At 68.5% G+C, this 16,551-nt stretch carries 14 protein-coding genes and 2 riboswitches; of the genes, 7 read left to right on the top strand and 7 right to left on the bottom strand.

Annotated elements, in window-relative coordinates:
* The 4 genes from AC1DQP_RS06640 to AC1DQP_RS06625 all read right to left on the bottom strand — a co-directional run.
* Window positions 1–2,239, bottom strand: a 2,239-nt coding sequence (locus AC1DQP_RS06640; protein ID WP_478051290.1) for an efflux RND transporter permease subunit, incomplete at its 3' end; no start/stop codon positions are given.
* The gene (locus tag AC1DQP_RS06635) at window positions 2,236–5,343 is read right to left on the bottom strand and encodes an MdtB/MuxB family multidrug efflux RND transporter permease subunit (protein ID WP_478051289.1); all 3,108 of its coding nucleotides are present in this window, start codon (window positions 5,341–5,343) and stop codon (window positions 2,236–2,238) included. The genes AC1DQP_RS06640 and AC1DQP_RS06635, both read right to left, overlap by 4 nt.
* Entirely contained in the window at window positions 5,340–6,500 is a 1,161-nt protein-coding gene (locus tag AC1DQP_RS06630; RefSeq protein WP_256775957.1) for an MdtA/MuxA family multidrug efflux RND transporter periplasmic adaptor subunit, read from the bottom strand. The genes AC1DQP_RS06635 and AC1DQP_RS06630 overlap by 4 nt, the downstream gene beginning before the upstream one ends.
* A 284-nt stretch (window positions 6,501–6,784) precedes the next feature.
* On the bottom strand, window positions 6,785–7,402 hold the full coding sequence (locus tag AC1DQP_RS06625; protein WP_457318157.1) for a trimeric intracellular cation channel family protein: 618 nt from the start codon (window positions 7,400–7,402) through the stop codon (window positions 6,785–6,787).
* Window positions 7,403–7,492: 90 nt separating this feature from the next.
* Window positions 7,493–7,584: riboswitch (glycine riboswitch) on the bottom strand.
* A gap of 8 nt (window positions 7,585–7,592) precedes the next feature.
* Window positions 7,593–7,686, bottom strand: a riboswitch (glycine riboswitch).
* A 44-nt stretch (window positions 7,687–7,730) separates the two neighbouring features.
* Between AC1DQP_RS06625 and AC1DQP_RS06620 the strand changes: the two genes are divergently transcribed.
* The 3 genes from AC1DQP_RS06620 to AC1DQP_RS06610 all read left to right on the top strand — a co-directional run bounded on the left by AC1DQP_RS06620 (window position 7,731) and on the right by AC1DQP_RS06610 (window position 8,951).
* A complete protein-coding gene (locus AC1DQP_RS06620) occupies window positions 7,731–8,000 on the top strand; it encodes a GIY-YIG nuclease family protein (RefSeq protein ID WP_457318156.1) in 270 nt (89 codons plus the stop codon).
* A 100-nt stretch (window positions 8,001–8,100) separates the two neighbouring features.
* Entirely contained in the window at window positions 8,101–8,445 is a 345-nt protein-coding gene (locus tag AC1DQP_RS06615) for a ribonuclease E inhibitor RraB (RefSeq protein WP_256775954.1), read from the top strand.
* Window positions 8,446–8,513: 68 nt separating this feature from the next.
* Window positions 8,514–8,951 carry a nuclear transport factor 2 family protein gene (locus AC1DQP_RS06610; protein ID WP_256775953.1) on the top strand — a complete coding sequence of 146 codons (438 nt, stop codon included), beginning with the start codon at window positions 8,514–8,516 and terminating at the stop codon, window positions 8,949–8,951.
* Window positions 8,952–9,007: 56 nt separating this feature from the next.
* Here AC1DQP_RS06610 and AC1DQP_RS06605 read toward each other — a convergent pair whose 3' ends face one another.
* Entirely contained in the window at window positions 9,008–10,327 is a 1,320-nt protein-coding gene (locus tag AC1DQP_RS06605) for an NAD(P)/FAD-dependent oxidoreductase (protein ID WP_457318155.1), read from the bottom strand.
* A gap of 160 nt (window positions 10,328–10,487) precedes the next feature.
* On the opposite strand from AC1DQP_RS06605, the gene AC1DQP_RS06600 reads away from it, so the two are divergent.
* The gene (locus tag AC1DQP_RS06600; protein WP_478051288.1) at window positions 10,488–11,249 is read left to right on the top strand and encodes an NYN domain-containing protein; all 762 of its coding nucleotides are present in this window, start codon (window positions 10,488–10,490) and stop codon (window positions 11,247–11,249) included.
* Window positions 11,250–11,321: 72 nt separating this feature from the next.
* On the opposite strand, the gene AC1DQP_RS06595 is transcribed toward AC1DQP_RS06600, so the two are convergent.
* The gene (locus tag AC1DQP_RS06595; protein WP_457318153.1) at window positions 11,322–11,510 is read right to left on the bottom strand and encodes a hypothetical protein; all 189 of its coding nucleotides are present in this window, start codon (window positions 11,508–11,510) and stop codon (window positions 11,322–11,324) included.
* Window positions 11,511–11,609: 99 nt separating this feature from the next.
* On the opposite strand from AC1DQP_RS06595, the gene AC1DQP_RS06590 reads away from it, so the two are divergent.
* Entirely contained in the window at window positions 11,610–12,230 is a 621-nt protein-coding gene (locus tag AC1DQP_RS06590) for a glutathione S-transferase family protein (protein ID WP_256775950.1), read from the top strand.
* A 45-nt stretch (window positions 12,231–12,275) separates the two neighbouring features.
* Here the strand turns inward: AC1DQP_RS06590 and AC1DQP_RS06585 are convergent, their stop codons facing one another.
* Complete coding sequence (locus tag AC1DQP_RS06585; RefSeq protein WP_478051291.1) at window positions 12,276–14,450, bottom strand: primosomal protein N'; 2,175 nt, start codon at window positions 14,448–14,450, stop codon at window positions 12,276–12,278.
* A 495-nt stretch (window positions 14,451–14,945) separates the two neighbouring features.
* Here AC1DQP_RS06585 and AC1DQP_RS06580 point away from each other — a divergent pair, with 495 nt between their 5' ends.
* Both AC1DQP_RS06580 and AC1DQP_RS06575 read left to right on the top strand, forming a co-directional pair.
* Window positions 14,946–15,944 carry a hypothetical protein gene (locus AC1DQP_RS06580; RefSeq protein WP_478051287.1) on the top strand — a complete coding sequence of 333 codons (999 nt, stop codon included), beginning with the start codon at window positions 14,946–14,948 and terminating at the stop codon, window positions 15,942–15,944.
* Entirely contained in the window at window positions 15,937–16,512 is a 576-nt protein-coding gene (locus AC1DQP_RS06575) for a DUF3106 domain-containing protein (protein WP_478051286.1), read from the top strand. Before AC1DQP_RS06580 ends, AC1DQP_RS06575 begins: the two co-directional genes overlap by 8 nt.
* Window positions 16,513–16,551: the final 39 nt, after the last annotated feature.

Below are 16,551 nucleotides of genomic sequence, written 5' to 3'. Positions count from 1 at the left end.
CGTACAGCGTGGCCACCTGGCGCTGGCTGAAGGCGTTGTTGAGCACCGAGGCGATCATGCGCATGTCCACGCCGAGCCGCGCGGCGGCGTCGCGGTCGATGTCCAGCACCACCTGGCGCATGCCTTCGTCGCCCTTGGATTCCACATCCACCAGCTCGGGCAGGGCGCGCAGTGCGTTGGCGACCTTGGGCGCCCACTGCCGCAGTGGCGCCAGTTCGCCGGACAGCAGCTGGAACTCGTACTGGCCACTGTCGCCGCTGCCTTCCAGCTTGATGTCCTGGTCCACCCACAGGAACAGGCCGCCGCCAGGAATTTTCGGCATGTTCGTCCGCAGGCGGTCGATCACCTGCTGACTGGACACCTTGCGCTCGGCCAGCGGCTTCATCTTGATCATGATGAACGCATTGTTGACCCCGCTGCGCCCGCCGATATAGCCGATGATGTCGCTGATCGCCGGGTCGGCCAGCAGCAGTTTGCGGTAGGCGTCGATCTTGGGCTGCATCACCTGGAACGATAGCCCGTCATCGCCGCGCGCGAAGCCACGCAGCTGCGCGGTGTCCTGCTTGGGCACAATGCCCTTGGGCACCTGCTGGAACAGCCACACGTTCAGGCCGATCACCGCCGCGAACAGCAGCAACGGCACGGCCAGCCAGCGCAGCATTGTCTGCAGGCTGGTCACATAGCCGCCACGCAGACGCTCGAACAGCGCGGTACCGCCACGCTGCAGCGCGTTACCGGCGCCGGGCCGTTCACGCCCGAGCAGCCGCGCGCACAGCATCGGGGTCAGGCTGAGCGAGACCAACAGCGACACCCCCATCGCCGCCACCAGGGTCAGCGAGAATTCGCGGAACAGCTTCTCCACGAAATCGTCCAGGAACAGGATCGAGACGAACACCACGGCCAGCGCGATGTTCATCGACAACAGCGTGGCGCCCACCTCACCGGCACCGCGCAGCGCCGCGTCCATCGGCGATGCCCCGTTTTCGCGATGGCGGGCGATGTTCTCCAGCACCACGATGGCATCGTCCACCACCAGCACCGCCGCCACGATCAACGCCATCAGCGAGAGCGTGTTGAGCGAGAAGCCCAGCAGGGCGATCACCGCCAGCGCGCCCAGCAACGACACCGGAATGGCCAGGGTCGGCACCAGCGCCGCACGCCAATGGCCGAGGAAGGCCAGCACCACCAGCACCACCAGGGCGATGGCCAGCAGCAGGGTCAGTTCGGCCTCGCGCAGGGTGGCGCGGATCACCGGCGAGCGGTCCATCACCACCTGCATGTCGATGCTGGCCGGCAGCAGTGCCTGCAGGGTGTCCATCTGCGCGTTGATCGCATCGACGGTCTCGATGATGTTGGCGTCCGGCTGCCGGCTCACGATCAGCAGCACGGCTGGGCGTTCGTTGTGGAAGCCGCTGGCGTAGCGGTCCTCCACCCCTTCGCTCACCGTCGCCACGTCCTGCAGGTGCACGGGCCGGCCGTCGCGCATGGCGATGATCAACGCACGGTACTCGGCGGCGCTACGCAGCTGCAGGCTTGCGTCCAGCTGCCATTGCCGGCCCTGGCTGGCCACGGTGCCCAGAGGCTTGAGCGCGTTGGCGTTGCGGATCGCCGCAGCCACGTCGTCCAACGCCACGCGGCGCTGGTTGAGCGCGTTGGGATCGAGCGACACGCGCACCGCCGGCAGCGAGCTTCCGCCGACCTGCACCTCACCGACGCCGGGAATCTGCGCCAGCTTCTGCGCGATTACCGTGGAGGCCACATCGAAAATCTGCCCGGGCGAGAGGCTGTCCGAACTCAGCGCCAGCGCCAGGATCGGTGCCTGCGAGGGGTTGACCTTGCTGTACTGGGGCATGCCCGGCATGCCACTGGGCAGCTGCGCGCGGGCGGCATTGATCGCGGCCTGCACGTCGCGCGCGGCGCTGTCCACGTCGCGGCCAAGTTCGAACTGCAACTCGATCTGGGTCGAGCCCTGGGTACTCGCCGAGTCGATCCGGCTCAGCCCCGGGAGGGTGCCCAGCGCGCGTTCCAGCGGCGTGGCCACGTTGGCGGCCATCGACTCCGGGCTGGCCCCGGGAAGGCTGGCGCTGACGTTGATGGCCGGGTAGTCCACCTGCGGCAGCGGCGCCACCGGCAGCAGCCGCAGACCCAGCAGGCCAGCCAGCACCACCGCCACCGACAACAGCAGGGTCGCCACCGGGTGGTGCACAAACCAGCCGATCGCCCGCGACAGCGGACTCACGCGTGGGCCTCGGCCGCATCGTCGGCCACGGCCATCGGCCGTTGCCGGAAGCGGTCGAAGAACAGGTAGATCACCGGCGTGGTGAACAGGGTGAGCACCTGGCTGACGATCAGCCCGCCCACCATCACCACGCCCAGCGGCTGGCGCAGCTCCGCGCCGGAGCCGCTGGCGAACATCAGCGGGATCGCACCGAACAGCGCGGCCAGCGTGGTCATCAGGATCGGGCGGAAGCGCAGCAGCGCGGCCTGGTGGATCGCCTGGCGCGGCGCCATGCCGGACTCGCGCTCGGCCTCCAGCGCGAAGTCGATCATCATGATCGCGTTCTTCTTCACCAGCCCGATCAGCAGCACGATGCCGATCACCGCGATCAGGTCCAGGCTGCGCCCGCTCAGCAGCAACGCCAGCAGCGCGCCGACCGTGGCCGAGGGCAGGGTGGACAGGATGGTGATGGGGTGGATGAAGCTCTCATACAGCACGCCCAACACCAGGTACATCACCACCACCGCGGCCAGCACCAGCCACAGCGTGCTCGACAGCGACGCGCGGAACGCATCGGCCGCCCCCTGCAGGCGCAACTCCACGCCCGCCGGCAGGCCGATCGCCGCGCGTGCGTCTTCGATCGCCTCCACCGCCTCACCCAGCGAGGCACCGCGCGCCAGGTTGAACGAGAACGTTACCGCCGGGAACTGGCCCACGTGGTTGACCAGCAGGTGCGCCGGACGCTGTTCGATCCGTGCGATGCCGCTCAACGGTACCTGCTTGCCATCGGCGCCGGCCACATGCAGGCGCGCGATCGCATCCGGCCCGAACGCCACAGCCGGGCGCGCTTCCAGCACCACCCGGTACTGGTTGGCCTGGGTGAAAATGGTGGAAATCTGGCGCTGGCCGAACGCGTCGTACAGTGCATCGGCTACCGCATCCACGCTGATGCCCAGCCGCGCGGCCGCTGCCCGGTCGATCAGCACATGCGCCTGCAGGCCCTGATCCTKAAGGTCGCTGGCCACATCGGCCAAGGCGGCCGATTGTTGAAGGTGCGCCAGCAGCGTCGATGTCCACTGCGCGAGCTGGTCGCTGTCCGGGCTGGTCAGGGTGAACTGGTACTGGGTGCGGCTGATCCGGTCCTCGATGCCCAGTTCCTGCACCGGCTGCAGGTACAGCCGGATGCCCGGCACGCGCGCCACGCGCTGCTGCAGCCGCGCGATGATCGCCTGCGCGTCGCTGCTGCGCTGTGCGTGCGGCTTCAGTTCGATCAGCAGCCGCCCGCTGTTGAGCGTGGCGTTGTTGCCATCCACGCCGATGAAGGACGACAGGCTGGCCACGTCTTCATCGCCCAGCAATGCATCGGCCAGCGCCTGCTGGCGCTGCGCCATGGCCTGGAACGAGATCGACTGCGGCGCTTCGCTGATGCCCTGGATCAGCCCGGCATCCTGCACCGGGAAGAAGCCCTTGGGCACCCACACATACAGCGCGGCGGTAAGCAGCAGCGTGGCCACCGTGGCGCCCAGCATCAGCGGCTGGTGCTGCAGCACCCACTGCAGCTGGCGGTCGTAAAGAGCCACCACGCGGTCGAACGGGTCGCCCTGCTGCGACGACTCCCGGCCGTCCGCATCGCGACGCGTGGCATGCCCGGCCTTGAGCAGGCGCGCGCACATCATCGGGGTCAGGGTCAGCGACACCAGCAGCGAAATGCCGATCGCCACCGCCAGGGTGATCGCAAACTCGTGGAACAGCTTGCCGACCACATCGGCCATGAACAGCAGCGGGATCAGGACCGCGATCAGCGATACGGTCAGCGAGATGAGGGTGAAGCCGATCTGTTTCGCGCCCTTCAACGCGGCCTGCATCGGGCTGGCGCCGCGCTCGATATGGCGGGCGATGTTCTCCAGCATCACGATCGCATCGTCGACCACGAAACCGGTGGCGATGGTCAGCGCCATCAGCGTCAGGTTGTTGAGCGAGAACCCGGCCAGCAGCATCACCCCAAAGGTGCCCACCAGCGACAGCGGCACCGCGATGCTGGGAATGATCGTGGCCGGCAGGTTGCGCAGGAACACGAAGGTGACCATCACCACCAGCGCGATGGCGATCAGCAGCTCGTGCTGCACGCCACGGATGGAGGCGCGGATCGACTCGGTGCGGTCGCTCAGCACCGCCACGTCCACGCCCTTGGGCAGCGAGGCCTGCAGCTGCGGCAACAGCGCACGCACCTGGTCCACCACCGCGATCACGTTGGCCCCGGGCTGGCGCTGGATGTTGATCAGCACTGCCGGCGTGGTGCCCGACCACGCGGCCAGCTGCCGGTTCTCGGCGCCATCTTCGATGCTGGCCACATCGCCCAGCCGCAGCGGCGCACCGTCCTTGTAGGCGAGAATCAACGCCTGGTACTCGCTTACCGAGCGCATCTGGTCGTTGGCATCGAGCATGATCGCGCGCGTGGGGCCGTCGAAGCTGCCCTTGGGCAGGTTGACGTTGGCCGCGCCCACCGCCGTGCGGATGCTGGCCATGCTCAGCCCGTTGGCGGCCAGCGCCGAGGGATTCACCTGGATCCGCACCGCCGGGCGCTGGCCGCCGGCCAGGCTGACCAGGCCCACGCCCGGCAACTGCGACAGCCGCTGGGCCATGCGCGTATCCACCAGGTCATGCACCTGCGGCAGCGACAGCCCCTGCGAGGTCACCGCCAGCGTCAGGATCGGGGTATCGGCCGGGTTGACCTTGCGGTACACCGGCGGCACCGGCAGGTCGTCGGGCAGGAAGCTGTCGGCGGCATTGATGGCCGCCTGCACTTCCTGCTCGGCCACGCCGAGGGCGACCTGCAGCGAGAACTGCAGGGTGATCACCGATGCGCCACCGGAGCTGGTCGAAGACATCTGCTTCAGCCCGGGAATCTGCCCGAGCTGGCGCTCCAGCGGTGCGGTCACCGCGCTGGTGGTCACCCCCGGGCTGGCGCCGGGATACAGCGTGGTGACCTGGATGATCGGATAGTCCACCTGCGGCAGCGCCGCCACCGGCAACAGCCGGTACGCCATCACCCCGGACAGCAGCAGCGCCACCATCAGCAGCGTGGTGGCTACCGGGCGCTCGATGAAGACACGCGACAGGTTCATGCCTCGGTCCGCGGCGGATCCTGGCTGACCACCTCTACCTTGGCGCCTTCGCGCAGGCCATCGATGCCCTCCACCACCACCCGCTCGCCGGCCTTGAGCCCTTCGCGCACCGACACGCGCTCACCCTCGGCCGGGCCCAGCACCACGTTGCGCAGGTGCGAGGTGTTGTCCGCGGCGATCACGTACACGTAGTTGCCCTTGCTGCCGAACTGCACCGCCGCATTGGGGATCACCAGCGCATCGGCACTGCTCACCTGCAGGCGGATGTTGACGAACTGGTTGGGAAACAGTGCCTCGTCGGCGTTGGCGAACTGCGCGCGCAGCTTCAGCGTGCCGGTGGCGGTATCGATGCGGTTGTCCAGACTGGACAGCACGCCCCCGCCCAACGACTGGCGCTCTTCGCGATCCCACGCTTCCACGCGCAGTTCCGGCGCGGCGCGCACGGCGGCCACCACGGCCGGCAGGTCCGGCTCGGGCACGGTGAACAGCACGCTGATCGGCGTGGTCTGGGTGATGGTGGCCAGCGGTTCGGTATCGCTGCTGCGCACCAGGTTGCCGACGTCCACGTTGCGCAGGCCCATGCGGCCCGCAACCGGTGCGGTGATGCGGGTGTACTGCAACTGCAGGCGCGCTTCATCGACCGCGGCCTGGTCGGTCTGGCGACGACCCTGCAGCTGGCGCACCTTGCTCTGCTGGTCGCTCAGGTCCTGCGCGGAGACGAAGTGCCTGCGCTGCAGTTCTTCATAGCGTTTGAGCTGGGCCTGGGCGTTGTCCAGCTCGGCCAGGTTCTGCTGCTGGGTGCCCAGCGCACGCGACAGCGCCACCTGGTAGGCGCGCGGATCGATCTCGGCGATCAGGGCGCCGGCCTTGACGTGCTCGCCCTCGCGGAACGACAGCCGCAGCAGTTCGCCATCCACGCGGCTGCGCAGGCTCACCGTGTGCAACGGGGTGACGGTGCCCAGCGCCTTCAGGCGTACCACCAGGTCCTCGCGTACGACGGTGGCCACGCGGACGGGCGTGGCGGCAGCGGCAGGCGCCGCGTCGGCGGCCGGTGCCGGCGCGAGCACGCGCCAGGCGATGGCGGCGGCGGCCAGCACGGCCACGACCAACAGCGGTTTGAACAGACGACGGGAACGCGAGGGCAGCGGGGCAGACATGGGGCATCCTGCGCGTGCGCCATACGGCGAACGCGTCCATGGTTTACCGGCCCGTGGGGGCAGGCGGGGCGAAGTGGGGTTGTCTGGCGGGGCCGCTGGTCGAATGCCGCAGCGTGGCTGGATGCCGACCCGGGAGGGTCGGGGGCGTCATGTTACCGCGTGCGGCAGTCTGCGCTCACATGCCCTTGGTCATGGGATGCAATGAACGCTGCGGTACCGACCGTTGGCCGGTACAAGGTCGCCCGGCCAACGGCCGGGCGCTACAGGTGCATTGAACGTTCCGTTCAATGCACCTCGTCGCGGTAGACGAACTTGGGCATTTCCCAGTTGAAGTGGATCGCCAGCAGGCGCAGCAGGAAGCCACCGCCCAGGCACCACAGCGTGGCCGCATTGAGCGACACGCCCAGTTCCAGCAGGCCCAAGTAGGCCGCGCCGGTGAACAGCGTGATCACCGCATACAGTTCCTTCTGGAAGATCAGCGGCACCTCGTTGCACAGTACATCGCGCAGCACGCCGCCGAAGGCGCCGGTCAGCATCCCGGAGATCAGCACGATCGGTGCGGCGTGGCCGGCCTCGCGCGCCACCGCGCAGCCGATCAGGGTGAAACAGATCAGCCCGAGTCCGTCCAGCACCAGGAAGGTGCGGCGGAAGTGGTGCATCCAGCGCGCCACCCAGGTGGCGATCAAGGCCGCGCAGATGGTGAAGCCCAGGTACTCCGGGTGTTTCACCCAGCCCAGCGGGTAGTGGCCCAGCACGATGTCGCGCAGCGAGCCGCCGCCGAGCGCGGTGACGCAGGCGATGATCACCACGCCGAACAGGTCCATGCGCCGCCGCCCGGCCGACAGTGCGCCGGTCATGGCTTCGGCGGAAATGGCGATGAGGTAAATCAGGGAGAGCAGCATGGCGGGAACTCCGGGCAACGGCAGGCGAGGACGGAACCACGCACACCACACGCCAGCGCAGGGCACTGTCGTGGGATGGGATTCCGTTGCCGCTCCCGCTGTCCTTTTGCCTGAGAGTTCAGTGGCCAAGGCCACGTGCCCCTTCGGCGGGTCATTGAAGACCTCTCTCCAGATCGGCGTGTCGGATGCATGGTTGGTGGCTGTGCAGCCACCGGCCTGAGCGATTATGGGAGCCTGCGCCTTCGGCGGGCGCCAGCGCGGCGCCTCTCTCCTGCATCCGGGCCGGATTCTAGCAGCCAGCGACCCCGCGCCGGTGGATAATCCCGGTATGCCCGCTGAACCCGCCCCCTGGTACGTCTACCTGCTGGAATGCCGCAACGGCAGCTACTACGCCGGCATCAGCAACGACGTGGCGGCCCGCTTCCAGGCCCATGTGGACGGCAAGGGGGCCAAATACACCCGCGCCAATCCGCCGGTGAAGCTGCTGGCGATGCGCGCCTACCCGGACCGCGCCACCGCCTCCAAGGCCGAATGGCAGCTCAAGCGCCAGCCGCGGGCGCGCAAGCTGGCGTGGCTGCAGGCGGTGGAATCGGCGTAGCGCCGGACGCTGCGGGCCGCGCGTCGCTTGTTCGCGTGTTCGCCGCCGACATACCATCGTGCATCTGCCGGTGATCGGCCTGCTGAACCCCTGGAGTGCCATGTCCCGCGACCTGATCCTGTACCCGGAAGACGAAAACGGCGATGTGCTGTGGAACATGCTGCAGGACGGTGATGACCTGTCGATTCCCCGCGAGGTGGATTTCGCGCTGATCTTCCCCACCGAAGACGTGGCCATTGCCTTTGCCGTGCACCTGCTCAAGAACGAACAGAAGGTGTCCTTCGCCCGCTACGAAGGCAACGACGAGTTCCCCTGGCAGATCCTGGTGCACCCGCTGATGGTGCCGACCCACCACAACATCGCCGGCTTCGAAGGCCTGCTGGGTACCGAAGCCATTCCCTACAGCGGACGGCTGGATGGGTGGGGGTGCGTTTCGCAGGGCTGACGCCCTTCAGCACGCCACGTACTGCACGCGACCCCGCCCTTCATTCGCGCACCTGCCGGAGAGCACCGATGTCCGCCCTGTTCCTGATCCTTGCCGCCGCCGCAACCGCCCCGCCCGCCGCAATCGTTCCGGATCCGGCCACGCTGGCGGCCATCGAGGCGACCTGTTTCGATTACGTGGACGGCCAGCTCGAAGCCGATCCACAGCGCGTCGCACGTTCGCTGCACCCGGACCTAGCCAAGCGCGCCATCCTGGGGGATACCCCGGACGAGCGGCTCGGGCTGCGGCGGATGTCCAAGGAAGAGCTGGTCGGGCTGACCCGGCAGGGCGCTCTGAAAACGCCGAAGGAGCAGTGGAACCGCAGCTGCCGGGTGCTGGACGTGACCGGCAACGCCGCCTCGGTGCGGCTGGAAACGCCATGGTTCGTGGACTATTTCCACATGGGCCGTTTCGGCGCGCGTTGGGTCATCGTCAATGCGCTGTGGTACAGCAAGCCGAAGCAATGAGCCCGTCCAGTGTCACCGAACAACCTCGCACATTCCGGGCAAGCGTTACATCCTGATCATCGCGATGACGTCTCATCCGGATCGGGCGCAGACGGGATGGCCTTCCTCCGCCGATCCTCACGGTCATCCCCGAAAATGATCCGCGCGCTGCGCTGGTAGCTCCAGTATGCCACCGCCCAGTTAAGCAGCACCACGATGCGGTTGCGGAAGCCGATCAGGAAGAACACGTGCGCGGCCAGCCAGAACCACCAGGCCAGCACGCCGGACAACTGCAGCCTGCCCAGGTGCACGATCGCGGCCATGCGCCCGATCGTGGCCAGGTTGCCGAAGTCCTGGTACTTGAACGGCCCGGGCGCGGGCTTGTTCTCCAACCGTGCGCGGATGATCGCCGCCACATGCTTGCCCATCTGCTTGGCCGCAGGCGCCACGCCGGGCACCGGCCGGCCGTCGGCCTGGCTGAGCGCGGCCAGGTCGCCGGCGACGAAGATTTCCGGATGGCCGTCCAGGGTGAGGTCTGGCTGCACCGGCACGCGGCCGGCGCGGTCCAGCTGGACGTCCAACGTGCGCGCCAGCGGCGAGGCGGCCACGCCGGCAGCCCACACCACGGTGCGCGCGGGGACGAAGTGATCGCCGAGCTGGAAGCCATCGCTGTTGATGTCGCTGACCGGCGTACCGGTGAGTACTTCCACGCCCAGTTTTTCCAGCTGGCGGCGGGCCTTGAGCGAGAGCACCTCGGGGAAGGTCGACAGCACGCGCGGACCGGCTTCCACCAGCCGCACCTTGGCGCTGGCCGGGTCGATGTGGCGGAATTCATTGCGCAGCGTGTGCCGGGCGATCTCGGCCAGGGTGCCGGCCAGCTCGACGCCGGTCGGGCCACCGCCCACTACCGCGAAGCTGAGCCAAGCCGCCTTGCGCGCCGGATCGGGCTCGGCCTCGGCGCGCTCGAAGGCGAGCAGCAGCTTGCGGCGCAGTGCAAGCGCATCGTCCAGGGTCTTCAGGCCGGGCGCATCGGCGGCCCATTCGTCGTGGCCGAAGTAGGCGTGCGTGGCACCAGTGCACAGCATGAGAGTGTCGTAGCCGAGGTGGCTGCCGTCGGCCAGGATGATCTGGCGGGAGTCCTTGTCGATCGCGGTGACTTCGCCCAGGCGCACTTCCACATTGCGCTGGTCGCCGAGGATGTGGCGCAGCGGCGCGGCGATGTCCGGCGCGGACAGCCCGGCGGTGGCAACCTGGTACAGCAGCGGCTGGAACAGATGGTGGTTGCGGCGGTCCACCAGGGTGATGCGGATGCGCGCGCCGGCCAAGGCGCGCGTGGCCCAGAGGCCGGCGAAACCACCACCGATGATGACAAGGTGGGGCAGGGGATCGCGGGTCATGCAGGGACTCCTTGGGGGCCGGCCGTCCGGCCCATGGGGGACATGGTCGACGCGTTCTATCGTCGCACGTGAAGCGGAACATTCACGTGGATGACAGATACTGGGTTCAGGGGCCGTCGCGCTTGCCGGCGGCCATGTCCTGAGTGCCGTGGAGGCTGAGATGACCGAGCCGGAAAAGCGCATCGCGTTGCTGATCGATGCCGACAACGCGCCCTCGTCGAAGATCGACGTGGTGCTGGCCGAAGTGGCGCGCTACGGCGTGGCCAACGTGCGCCGCGCCTACGGCAACTGGAAGAGTCCGTCGCTGAAAGGCTGGGAATCGGTGCTGCATGCCTACGCGATCCGGCCGATCCAGCAGTTCGCCTACAGCCGCGGCAAGAACGCCTCGGACATGGCCATGGTGATCGATGCGATGGACATGCTGTACGCCCGCAACCTGGATGGGTTTGCGATCGTATCCAGCGATGCGGACTTCACCCCGTTGGTGATGCGCCTGCTCACCGACGGGGTCAAGGTGTACGGCTTCGGGGAAAAGAAAACCCCCGAACCGTTCGTCAATGCCTGCTCCAAGTTCACTTACCTGGAAGCGCTCGGGCAGGACCTGGCTGCCGACGTGGAGGTGGAGCATGGCAACGAGGAAGCGCGCCCGCGCAAGAGTGGCCCGGAGCTGCGCAGCGACACGCGCCTGGTGCAGATGCTGCGCAGTGCGGTGGCCTCGGCCGAGGCCGACGATGGCTGGTCGCACCTGGGACCGGTCGGCAGCCAGATCGGCAACCAGGCCTCGTTCGATTCGCGCAATTACGGCTATGGCAAGCTGAGCGAGCTGCTGGCCGCCACCGGGCTGTTCGAGATGAAGAAGGACGGCAAATCCACCTACGTGCGCGCGCTGCCGAAGAAGAGTGCGGCCAAGCCGGCCAAGTAACGCCTGCATCGGGTCGCGTGCACGGCAGGCATCCGGTTGGACGGGTGAGGCAACACCGGGGGCAGAATCGAACTACAGCGTCTTCGCATCGGATCTCTGGTAGCCGTCGATGACCCCACGGCTGAAGTCCTGCAGCGTCCCGAAGGACATCAGCACCAGGGCCGCGGCCAGCATCAGGTTGCGATGGTTGCGGCGGTAGCCCACCACCAACATCACCACACCGACGCACAACAAGCCGATTTCGAGGAACTGGGTGAACATTCCATTTCATCCTTGAGGTGACGGCCACGCCGCCGATCGGCGTATCGTAGCGGCACCGCGCGGCCCGGTGCCACGCCTCTTGCGACTGGGACATCCAACATGCTGAAGATCTGGGGCCGCCACAATTCAAGCAACGTGCGCAAGGTGCTGTGGTGCGCGGAGGAAATCGGGGCGCCGTACGAGTCGATCCAGGTCGGCGGCGCGTTCGGCGGCACCCAGTCGCCCGAATACCGCGCGATGAATCCCAACGGGCTGGTGCCGGTGATCGAAGACCATGGCCTGCCGCTGTGGGAATCCAACACCATCGTGCGCTACCTGTCGGCGCGGTACGCGCTGGGCACGCTGTACCCCGAAGACGTAGTCGCCCGCGCGCAGTCGGAAAAGTGGATGGACTGGACCACGTCCACCTTCGCCGGGGTGTTCCGCGATCTGTTCTGGGGCACGCTGCGCACCGCCCCGGCCGACCGCGATGAAGCACGCATCGCCGCGGCGCTGGTGCGCTCGGGCGAACTGCTGGCGATGGCCGATGACGCGTTGTCGCGGCAGCCGTGGCTCTCCGGCGACGACTTCGCGATGGGGGATATCCCGCTCGGCGCCTTCATCTACGCCTGGTTCGAAATGCCGATCCAGCGCCCGCACCTGCCGCACCTGGCCGCCTGGTACGAACGCCTCAAACAGCGGCCGGCGTATCAGCGCGGCGTAATGACTGCGTTGACCTGAAGCACAGGATGGCGCGCGCAATGGGTCTGTACCGAGGCGACCGCCTCAATACAGATCCGTCGGATCCACATCCAGCGACCAGCGCACCTTCCGCGCCTGCGGCAACCCATGGATCTGCGGCGTGATCAGATCCAGCACCCCATGCAACGGGCGCCGGGCCGGCGCCGACAGCAGCAGCTGCGTACGCTGGTATCCGGCCCGGCGCGGCATTGGCGCGGGCATCGGACCGTAGCGCTCCACTGCCGCCTCTTCGGGAATCAATCCGCGCACCGCACTCAACATCGCGTTGGCATGCTCCACCTGCTGGGCCTCGGCACGCAGCAGCGCCAGGTGCGCAAATGGCGGGAAACCGGCCGCTTCGCGCTGCTGCAGCTCGGCCTCGGCGAAGGCGTGGTAGCCGCCATTGACCAGTGTTTCCAGCAGGGGGTGCCCGGGGTGGTGGGTCTGCAGCCAGACCTCGCCGGGGTCGGTGGCGCGACCGGCGCGGCCGGCCACCTGGATCAACTGCTGGGCGAGTTTTTCGCTGGCGCGGAAATCGGCCGAGAACAGCCCCTCATCGATCCCCACCACCACCACCAGGGTCAGCTTGGGCAGGTCGTGGCCCTTGGCCAGGATCTGCGTGCCCACCAGGATGCCGGCGCGGTCGCCGAGCGTGGCCAGCTGGGTTTCCAGCGCATCGCGACGCGAGGTCGTGCCGCGGTCGATACGGATCACCGGGTAGTCGGCGAAGGCCTGCACCAGGTGTTCTTCCAGCCGCTCGGTGCCGATGCCCTGCGGCTGCAGCGCCAGGCTGCCGCAGTCCGGGCAGGCCAGCGGCGCGGACTGGCGCGCACCGCAATGGTGGCACTGCAGGCGGCGCCCGCCGGCGTGCACCGTCATCGGTGCATCGCAGCGCTGGCACGGCGCGGTCCAGCCACAGTCGTGGCACAGCAGCACCGGCGCATAGCCGCGCCGGTTCTTGAACACCAGCACCTGGTGGCCGGCCTGCAGGTGGTCGGCGATGCCCTGCAGCACCTCCGGCGACAGGCCATCGCGCAACGGTCGCTTGCGTACATCCAGCACGCGCACGCGCGGCGGTCGCGCCTCGCCGGCGCGCTGTTTCAGGCGCAGGTGCGTGTAGCGTCCGGCCTGCGCGTTGTGCAGCGATTCCAGCGAGGGCGTCGCGCTGYCCAGCACCACCGGCACGTCCAGCGCCTTGGCCCGTACCAGCGCGAAATCACGCGCGTGGTAGCGGATGCCATCCTGCTGTTTGTAGCTGCCATCGTGTTCTTCGTCGACCACGATCAGGCCGGCGTTGGGCAACGGGGTGAACACCGCCGAGCGCGTGCCGACGATCACCTGCGCCTCGCCGCGCGCCGCCGCCGCCCACACCCGCGCGCGCTCGTTGTCGTTCAGGCCCGAATGCAGCACGTGCACCGGGATGCCCAGACGTTTGCGGAAGCGCGACAGGGTCTGCGGGGTCAGGCCGATTTCCGGCACCAGCACCAGCGCCTGGCGACCCCGTGCCAGGCAGTCCACGATCGCCTGCAGGTACACCTCGGTCTTGCCGCTGCCGGTCACCCCGTCCAGCAGGTAGGCCCCGAAGCCGGTGCCGGCGGTGATCGCGGCGATCGCCTCGGCCTGCTCGGGATTCGGCGGCGGTCCGGCACTGGCCTGCGTCACCGCGCGTTGATGGTCCAGCGCGATCCGCTCCACCAGGTTGCGCTTGGCCAGGGCGCGGGCAGCGCTGCGCCAGTCGTCCATGCGCGCGTCCAGCACGTCCTCGTCCACCACCCCGTCAGCCAGCAAGGCGCCCAACCGCTGCGGCCGGGTGCCGGCGCGCAGGCGGTCCCGCTGCGCGTGGCCCGCTTCGGTCAGCTGCCAGCCCCAACGATGGGTGTCGGGCAGCGCATCGCCGCGCCGCAACGGCGCCGGCAACGCGGTGCTGACCACTTCGCCCAACGGCGCATGGGTGTAGCGGGCCAGCCACTGCAGCGAGCTCCACAGCTCCTCGCGCAACAGCGGTGCGTCATCGATCCATTCCAGCGCGGCGCGCAGGCTGCCGCCATCGGCGACCGTGCCGATCGCCGCGACCACCCCGACCAGTTCGCGAGACCCGAACGGCACCCGTATCCGGCGGCCGATCATCCCCRCATGCGGCGGCTCGCCCGGCGGTGGGGCGTAGTCGAACCACTGCGGCAGGGGCAGCGGCACCGCAACCTGGAGGGTCGGCGCATTCAGCAGGGGGGTAGGGCCGCCAGTAAGCGACAGGGGCAGGGCCGGATCGGAGCTGGGCATCGCAGCAGTGTAGCTGTCCATCTCATGCCCGGCAGCGACCTGTGACACGCTCCCCACGCTGACTCGCCCAACCTAAATAGTGGCTAAATATCTGTCCTGTCGAGAGATTCAGGCTTATCCACATCTTCTGTGGATAAGTCTGTGCACCACTGGCGAACTGCGGGCCCGGGGTCAGGGAGTTCCGACGTCTTCCTCAACTTGGTCAAAAAATAGCCACACAACAATAGTCAATTAAAACAATAAGATATCTGTGAAACAAAGCTGAAACATGACCACACCCCCCTTCACGCCCTCTCGGGCGGCGGATTTCATTGATGCTGTGCACAACCTGCGCCCGTACCTGCGTCTATCCGGCCTCTGCGTCTTCACACGTGGCCTACATTGGCACGCCCGATCAGCGACGCAATCGCTATCATTTCCGCACTTGATGGAGTTGCTATGACGGCTGCGACGGCCCCCGTTTCCTCTACCGCAGCCGGCGCGCTGTCGGCGTTCCTGCGTGGCGTTGAACGCCGCGCGCTGGTGGTGGCCGAGCTGCAATGCGGCGACCCGACCGTGGCCGAACAGGCCCTGGTGGCGGTGATGCGGGCCTTCGCCGGTATCGCCAGCGACGTGCCGATGGCGCAGTGGCCGGACCGTTTCTGGATCCTGCTGGCCCATCGCACCCCGATCCGGGTGCCCGCCGCCGGCGGCCAGTGGCCGCCGGAACTGGCCCACCTGCCTGCGCTGGCACCGGCGGCGCGGCTGGCGCTGCTGCTGCGCATCGGCGGCAGCCTGGACGAGGCCGCCGCTGCGCAGATCCTCGATCTGCCCGTGGCCGACTATCAGCAGGCCCTGGCCGAGGCGTGCCCGCGCGATGCCCAGGGCCATCCCGATGCGTCTGCCTGGCGCGCGCTGGCCGAGCAGGTGCAGCTGCGCCTGCGCGACCTGCCGCTGTCGCGCCTGCAGCGGCTGCAGCAACCCGTCGCCGCGCCTGCGCCGAGCCAGGACACCGCCTCCTGGCGCACCCCGAACAAGGCCGACGCCCGGCCGACGCGTGCGCCGAAGCGCCGGGGGGCACGCCGACTGCCATGGAAGGGGTTGCTGATCGTGGCGGTCACCACCGGGGTCCTGCTTGGCGGCGCAGCCTGGTGGAAGCACGCGCGCCACGGCACCGATCCGGTCGCCAGCACGCCGGAAGGCGCCGTGGGCGACACCGGCCCGGTGACGGTGGAGGAACTGCCCGCCGAGGATCTGCCGGTGACCGCCCCGGTCGACCCGGCACACAYCGCCAGCGACGCGGCGATGCTGGCTGATCCGGCGCTGGCGGTAGCGCGGGACGCCGACCTGTATGCCTGGTTTGCCGCAGGCGGGCCGGTACCGGTCGACGAATCGCAACCGCAACCCAGCCGCCCGGAACCGGCGACGGCCGGCCTGGAGACCAGCACCGATGAGTAAGACGCTCCTGAGCCTGGTCGTGGGCCTGTCGCTGGCAGGCAGCGCAGCGGCGGCGCCGGAATCGGTGGCTTTGCCGCTGCCGGTGCCCTCCAGCGCCACCCCGGTACCGACGACCCGCCCGGCCATTCCGGCCACGCCGGCCGCGCTGGATCCGGCGCAGCTGCGCGACCTGCGCAGCCGCTACGCGGCATGGCAGGCCTTGCCCGAACCCGAGCGCGCGCGCGTGCGCGAGGCCGCGCGCCGCATCGCCGCGTTGCCACCGGCCCAGCAACAGGCCCTGCGCGAGCGTTTCGCCCAGCAGGACCAGCGCTTCCGCGGTGGCTGGCTGCTCGGCCCGCAGCTGGGCCAGCTGTTCCCCAAGCTGCAGGGTCTGTTTGGCTACCTGCCGGCCGAGCAGCGTGAGCCGGCGCTGGCGGTCCTGCRCCAGCTCAGTACCGACCAGCTTGCCCAGCTCACCCTGGTGGCCCAGCGCACCCCACCGCAGGAACGCGAACAGGTGCGGGCCCAGTTCCTGGCGCTGGCCCCGGGCGCGCGCGATGCGTGGTTGAAGCAGAACGTTGGGCATTGATCGGGCACGGGGCGTCACGCAGTGCGTGGCGCCCTCTGT

It is taken from the genome of Stenotrophomonas sp. P5_A8, assembly GCF_056400545.1.
Note: the sequence above shows the minus strand (reverse complement) of the source record. Positions and strands in the feature narration are given on the sequence as shown.